Here is a 6,542-nt window from a genome sequence, read left to right as displayed (position 1 = left end):
TGTCCTTGACCCTCCGGTCCCTCCACAAGAGGAAGCCCTCTTCGACATCTGAGCGATCACCGACAGTCGCGAGTCACAGCAATTGGACCAGAGCCTAGTGCGGTTCTGATCCATTCCTTGTGGGGTGATTGCGGAGGGTGACCGTCTTCAGTCGGCGAGAAGTATCTGCAGGCGGAGGAGATCGAATCCGGCGCGGCCGTATCCGTCCCTTTTGATTCGCTTCACCCTGTTGACGTTGCCCTCGACCTTGCCCGAGTTCCATTCCAAGGTGAGGCCGGCGGTGACGGCGTCGAAGTCCTGTCGCAGGCCGCGGGCCAGGCTCTGCAGTGGCTTCATCTCGGTGTCCTTGGCGCGGGTGAGCCAGCGGGCGAGGTCGCTGCCTCGGCGCTCGGTCATCATGGCGGCGAAGGAGCGGACGCACGCGGCGACGGCGTCGAGTTCGGGAGAGCGGGAAGGAGCTTCTTGAGCTTGAGTGTGCTGCTCTCGTCCAGGTTGTCCGGGTGCGAGGTGATCAGCCAGGTGGCTGTGCGGACGGTGAGCGTCTTGGGCTTGTCGGGGGCGGGTTTGCCGCTGGCCCGGATCTCTTGGAGGTGCCGACGCACGGTCCGTTTACTGCCAATGAAGCCGAGTTCGACGATCTCCGCGTGGAGCCGTGCCGCATCTGTGCAGCCCTCGTTCCAACGCCGGTGAAGGTAGGGCGAGTAGGCGTGGATCTGGCCGTAGCGGCGCGATCCGGTGCCCAGCGTCGCGTCCTCGGGCGTGGCCGCGTGCGCATAGCGGCGTACCGTCTTGCGGTCCAGTCCGAGCGTCTCGGAGATCGCCTGGATCGGGACGCCCTTGTCGTAGAGGGCGTGCACGGCGGTGTGACGCTCGCGGCGCCGGATCACCCGCATCCCCTCCGGCCGCCCCGGCACCTCCTGCTCGGCAACAGTGGCGTCAGCCGGTGCGTCGTCAGTAGGCTCGGCGAGGCAACTACGGTGCGTGGCAACGCATTTCTCGACTGCTTCGCACAGGTTCTTCCACAAGTGAAAGCGGTCCGCGACCTGGATTGCGTCTGGGCAAGCGGTGCGTACGGCCTCGGCGTAGGCGCTGGCCCTGTCCCGGCAGACGATCTCTGCTCCGGGGTGTGCGCGGAGCCACGCGGTGAGGGTCTCGGCGGTGCGGTCGGGCAGGACGTCGACGCGTTCTCCGGTCTCCATGTCCAAGATGATCGTTCCGTAGACGTGCCCTTTCTTCAGGGCGAAATCATCAATGCCGAGCACACGCGGTGCGGCGCCGACCTGCTTGTCCGGAAGCCTGCGTACAAGTCTGAGCAGGGAGTTCGCACTCGTCGGGATGGACAGGTGTGTGGCCAGCCGGGCGCCGGGCCGTCCGGCGAGCGCCAGTGCGATCTTCTCCAAAGAGCGGCGCAGGAGCGGTGTGCGTCGCGCGAATCGCTCGGTGAGTCCGTCCACTTGCTCGACGAAGGTGCGGCGACGGCACTCTGCTGCCAGGCAGAGAAACCGTCGCACCAGCAGGTCGATCGCGACCTCCTGCCCGGCCGCCGCGAGGTCGGCAAGGCGCCGTCGGTAACCACCATGGACACGGCCGGAAACGGTGCCGCAGTCGGGACATGTCGCCTCGCGCGTCACTGTTCGCGCCGTGAGGGCTATCCCGCCGCCGTCCGCTCTGACCTCGTCCACCACCACGCAGGACAGGTGAGAGAACGCCGCGGAGAACGTCGAGAACACGCTGCAATCACACGAACAGCCATCCTGCCAGCCAGTTGTGACGCCGTGTCACTGCACCACAAGAAGTGGATCAGAACCGCTTGCCCACGGCCGCCGTCAGGCGGGTGGGTGTAAAGGCCGATGATCCGCGTCCTTTTGGGACGAAGTCCGGATCCTTCGAGCGCGTCCAGGACCGGGTGCGGCGCCAGCGCACGCCCTCGGCGAGCAGGATGCGGCGCACCTGTGAGCGGCCCACATCGATACCCTCGGCCCCCGCTGCTGCGGCCAGGGAGTTCAGGGTCCACTCGGAGGGTCCGGACTCGTCGAAGGCCCACAGTTCCCCGACGGGTTCCCACCGCAGCCGCCCGGGCGGCACGGTCTTGACCAGGGCAATGATCCTGGAGCGTTCCTCCTCGGTGATTCGCCGCTTGCGGCCCTGCCCGCCCAGATCCTCCAGCCCTTCCAGGCCCGAGCGGTTGAAGCGGTGCAGCCAGCAGCGGACCGTTTTCTGGCTGCAGTCCAGTTCCACGGCGATCGCCGGCACCCGTAGCCCCGACCAGCTCAGCTCGATCATCCGGGCCCGCGTCACTGCATCCCTCGGAGCCTTCCGTGCCCGCGACAACCGGCGAACGACGGCCCGTTCGTCTTCGTCACGCCCCGGTCGTGCCCGTAAAACCATGGTCCAGCACCCGCCCACGAGCACCATCAGCTACCCCGCCACCAGGACATATACCCAGCGAAAGAGGAACCCAGCACTAGTTGCTGTGTGCGTGATTCCTCTGGACCGGCCTCGCCCTGTGCCCCCGCGGGCACTCCTTGCCGAAGGCGCATGGCCCCTGCGCCCATCGGATCGGAAGGTTTCCCCCTGGCGGGGGAGGGTTGCGGGCGGGGTGCCTTGTCGCTGAAGTCCTGGAATCGCTGGAAGTCGCCGCAGGTACAGGTCATCCTGGGGCCAGCGGATCCGGGTCGGGGGGCGTATCTGTTGAGAAGCCGTGCATTCGTGTCACTTCTGTCTGTTCTGGCGGTGATGTGCGCTGTCGCCTCGTCGACGTCCGCTCGCGCGGCGGAGGCGGCTGGAGATGCGTGCGCGAGTGCGGGGCTCGCCGGCGCGCAGGTCAGCACGTCGGTGCGGCTCCAGCACGATGACCGCACCTACACCAAGATCACTACTGAGTTGAGTGTCGACGTGCCCTCCCGCTGGGCACATGCCAAGGACCTGCTTCTCAGCGAGGACAGCGGGGCGTACACCACGGCGATGGCGTGTCTGACCCGGCATCAGCCCGGTCAGCAGCGCCGCTGGGCTGAGTTGCGGTCGGGTCCACCGGTGGTCTCCTCGAAGCACGGCCGCATCAGGGTCGTCGACAAGGCGTACTCCTGGGTCAGCCAGTATCGGTCGTACATCGACGTGGGGATGTGGCGGGTACGGGCCGGGGCCCGTTCGTGGACCGTTCAACTCCAGCCCCCTTCCGCGCTGGCGGGCGCGCACTGGGACGAGATCACGGTGGATCCCGGCTCACCCGGAGCCGAGGATGCGAAACCGCGGCCGACGGAGAGGACGGGAGACTCCACTCTGGTGTGGCGTCCCGCGCGCTCCGCTCCCGCGGTGACCGTGTCGGTCAGGCCGCCCTGGCAACGTTCATGGGCGGCTCAGAGCGATCGTCTCGTCGCCGTGGGACTGGACCGGCTTGGCGCCCTGCTGTGGGTGGCGACGATGTCCGTCTTGCTGCTCGTCGCAGTTCTCCTGTACCGCCGGCGCCCCTCGGCTCCGAGTGGCACCCAGCGTCGTACTCTGCGGAATCTCGCCGCGTGGGCCCCCGCGGCCGTCGTTCTCTTCCTGTTGACGCATGCGGACGACCTGATCCTTCGGTACGAGGAGCGGCACGACCTGGCATGGTCGTGGCCGGACCAGCACATCCTCCTCGGAGACGCCTTCGCTCTCGGGGCCGTCGCCGTGCTGTTCTCCTTCGCCCGACCCTCCTGGCGGTTCTGGGCGGCGGGTGCGCTGTTGGCCGTCCCGCCGGTGGCGACGATGACCATGCCGGAGTTGTTCGGCCTGCGCCCGTCACCCTGGGCGGACACCTACGAAGCGTCGGGCGGCGCACTCGCCGCTCAGACCACCGCCTCCTGCTGTCTCATGGCGCTGACCCTGCTCGGCTGTGTCGCGGTGGCCTGGCGGCTCGCCGTCGACGGGGGCCTGCTCCCGCAGAGCCGCCGTTTCCCCGGGCGGGACCGGGTTCTGCGGCTGCGCCTCGCCGCGCCCGCGGTCCTTGTGTGGACCGTGCTCACGGCTGTCTGCTTCGCGGTCGTGGAGGAGCGCAACTGGCAGCGTGCCACCTGGCTCAGCAACCGCGGAAGCCGCGCGTACGGAACCGACCACGGGCTCGACACTCTCCGGGAGGCGGTGCAGTCCGTCTCCGACGGTCAGGAGTTGATCATCGATCACACGTGGATCCTGACCGGCTTCGCCGTGCTCGCCGTGCTGCGTACCTGGCGGGCCACCCCCACGGCACCGTCGGTCCCGTCATCGACCTCGCCCCTGAACGACTGGGCGGACCGCCTGCTGCTCCTTGCCTTCTTCCCACTCGCGGTCGGCCTCGACGACGGCCACTACGTGGACAATGGACTCGTCCAGGTCATCTGGATACCGCTGTACCTGCTGACCCTGTACGGGGCGGTGGCGATCCCCTCCCGCAGAGCCGTCCTGGCCCAGCCCCTGGAGGTCTCCGGGCGGCCCCTGGCCACAGTCGCCGGCCCCAGTGCCCGATCGACTCTGCTGAAGAAGTCCCGGAACTACAGGGAGACCCATGCCATACTCCGCCGCCTCGACCAGGGGCTCCTGGACGACAGCCGACCCGAACGCAAGAACCTGGAAGCGGAGTTGGACAGACTGCACGACTGGCCTGTGAGCGGTTCTTTGGTGGGCGACCGGCTTCCCGCGAACGTGTCCGTGGTCGATGCGTCCCTGGCACTGGGACCACGGGACGACTGGTGGGCCAACGGCGTCCGCGGCGCCCGCTTCGCCCTGATACCCGGCCTGCCCGCCGCCGCCCTCGGCAGCTGGGCCGACTGGATCCGCGGAGCCGCCTGGCAGGACACGCTCTCGAACGGTTTCGCTCTGCCCAGCCTGGCACTCGCTGTGCTGTGGTGGCTGGCCACCTGGGTCGGCGGGGGCTTCCTCCTGGGCGCGTTGTGGCGGGTGCTGCCGGGTCGACGCGGGGCGGTCAAGGCCCTGCCGGTCGCGCTCGCCTTCGCGCTCCCGGTCGGTCTGGACGGACTGGGAGGCTGGTTCACCCAGGAAGGCTTCGCCAACCTCGCCCTGTACACGTCGACGATGCTGCTCGTTCTCACCATCACCGGAATCGCGCTCGACCTTGACACCTTCTCAGGTGAACGCCGTTACTGGCAGAGCCGCCTGGGCCTCCTGCTGTCCGTCTACCAGATGCGCTACTACTCCCTGCAGGTCGCCTACCTCATCGCCCAGGTCATTGCCGTGATCTCGATCTGGCAGTTCTTCGCGGAGCCCACGGTGATGCCTGCGGCCGGGGGTAAGTGAGTTCCTCGGGTCGCCCCACACCGCTTTCAGGTCCCGGCCCCCTGGTCCTCCGTGCTCCCGTGCTCAGCACGTCAACGCGTCCTGCGCATCCGACAGCCAGTAAGTCACCCGCAGCGAGTCATCGACGTAGACGCCCTTGGTCGGGAGGGAGGGGGTCGCTGCCGGGCTACGGCGACGTAGCCGGACTGACCCGCGGTGAGGGTGGTGACCGCCTGGGGCTGGGACTCCTTCATCACCGGGGGGACCGACTGGGCGTCGTCGAAGTTGAGGGCGGGGTAGTAGGGCCCGTTTTCAGAGATCATCAAGCTGGTGGATCATGGTGGGGTGATACGGCGCCATGAAGTCACCGATCAGGAGTGGGAGTTACTCGCTCCGCTCATACCGCGGGCTGCGACAGGCCGACCGCGGGTAGAGGACCGGCAGGTTGTCAACGGGATGGTCTACAAGATCCGGACCGGGATCTCCTGGCGTGACCTGCCGGACCGCTACGGGCCGTGGCAGACGGTCTATACCCGCTTCCGCCGCTACGCCCTGGACGGCGTGTTCACCCGGGCACTCCAGCAGATTCAGGCCCGCGCGGACGCGGCCGGCGACATCGACTGGCTCGTCCAGATCGACTCCACCATCGTCCGCGCCCACCAGCACGCCGCTGCCACCGGCCGAAAAAGGGGATCCACCGGCCGGACGAACCATACGATCACGCCCTCGGCTGATCCCGAGGAGGACTGACCACCAAAATCCATCTCGCCTGCGCCGGACGCGGGCGGCCCCTCGCCATCCTGCTGACACCCGGCCAGCGCCACGACAGCATCTGCGCGCGTCCTCTCCTGGACCGGATCCGGGTCCCGCGGACCGGTCCTGGACGTCCGCGCTCCAGACCCGACCAGGTCATCGCGGACAAGACATACAGCTCCCGCGGCTACCTGCGCAAACGCGGAATCGCCTGCACCATCCCGGAGAAGACCGACCAGCAGCGACACCGCCGCAACCGCGGCCATCGCGGCGGACGGCCACCGGCCTTCGACCGCCAGACTTACCGCCGGCGCAACGTAGTCGAGCGCTGCTTCAACCACCTCAAAGGCTTCCGAGGCATCGCCACCAGATACGACAAGACCGCCACCTCCTACGAAGCAGCGGTCAGTCTCGCGTCGTTCCTACTCTGGGCAAGATCCGTTTGAAGACGGACCCTAGATGAATGAGTCCAAGGGATGGCCTGCGGACATAGGACGAGGGCGTCCAATGTCAGTGTGTGAAGACAGACCTGGACACCCTCGCGACAG

4 protein-coding genes and 1 pseudogene are annotated in these 6,542 nt (G+C 67.7%); 2 read left to right on the top strand and 3 right to left on the bottom strand.

Translation table 11 applies throughout. The annotated features are described in order from the left end of the window. Positions 1–147: 147 nt before the first annotated feature. From ACIRRY_RS51670 to ACIRRY_RS51660, 3 genes are all read right to left on the bottom strand, one after another. Complete coding sequence (locus tag ACIRRY_RS51670; RefSeq protein ID WP_403988080.1) at positions 148–399, bottom strand: transposase; 252 nt, start codon at positions 397–399, stop codon at positions 148–150. Continuing rightward, positions 396–1,730 carry an ISL3 family transposase gene (locus ACIRRY_RS51665; protein WP_403988077.1) on the bottom strand — a complete coding sequence of 445 codons (1,335 nt, stop codon included), beginning with the start codon at positions 1,728–1,730 and terminating at the stop codon, positions 396–398. The genes ACIRRY_RS51670 and ACIRRY_RS51665 overlap by 4 nt, the downstream gene beginning before the upstream one ends. A gap of 70 nt (positions 1,731–1,800) precedes the next feature. Continuing rightward, entirely contained in the window at positions 1,801–2,388 is a 588-nt protein-coding gene (locus tag ACIRRY_RS51660) for a transposase (RefSeq protein WP_403988083.1), read from the bottom strand. 348 nt (positions 2,389–2,736) lie between these two features. Here ACIRRY_RS51660 and ACIRRY_RS51655 point away from each other — a divergent pair, with 348 nt between their 5' ends. Together ACIRRY_RS51655 and ACIRRY_RS51650 are read left to right on the top strand one after the other, a co-directional pair. After that, a complete protein-coding gene (locus tag ACIRRY_RS51655) occupies positions 2,737–5,262 on the top strand; it encodes a DUF6185 family protein (RefSeq protein ID WP_403988074.1) in 2,526 nt (841 codons plus the stop codon). Positions 5,263–5,586: 324 nt separating this feature from the next. Beyond that, a pseudogene (locus ACIRRY_RS51650) lies at positions 5,587–6,440 on the top strand (IS5 family transposase). Positions 6,441–6,542: the final 102 nt, after the last annotated feature.

This window comes from Streptomyces sp. NPDC101776 (genome assembly GCF_044766845.1).
Lineage (GTDB): Bacteria > Actinomycetota > Actinomycetes > Streptomycetales > Streptomycetaceae > Streptomyces.
This window is presented reverse-complemented; position numbering and strand designations above follow the sequence as displayed.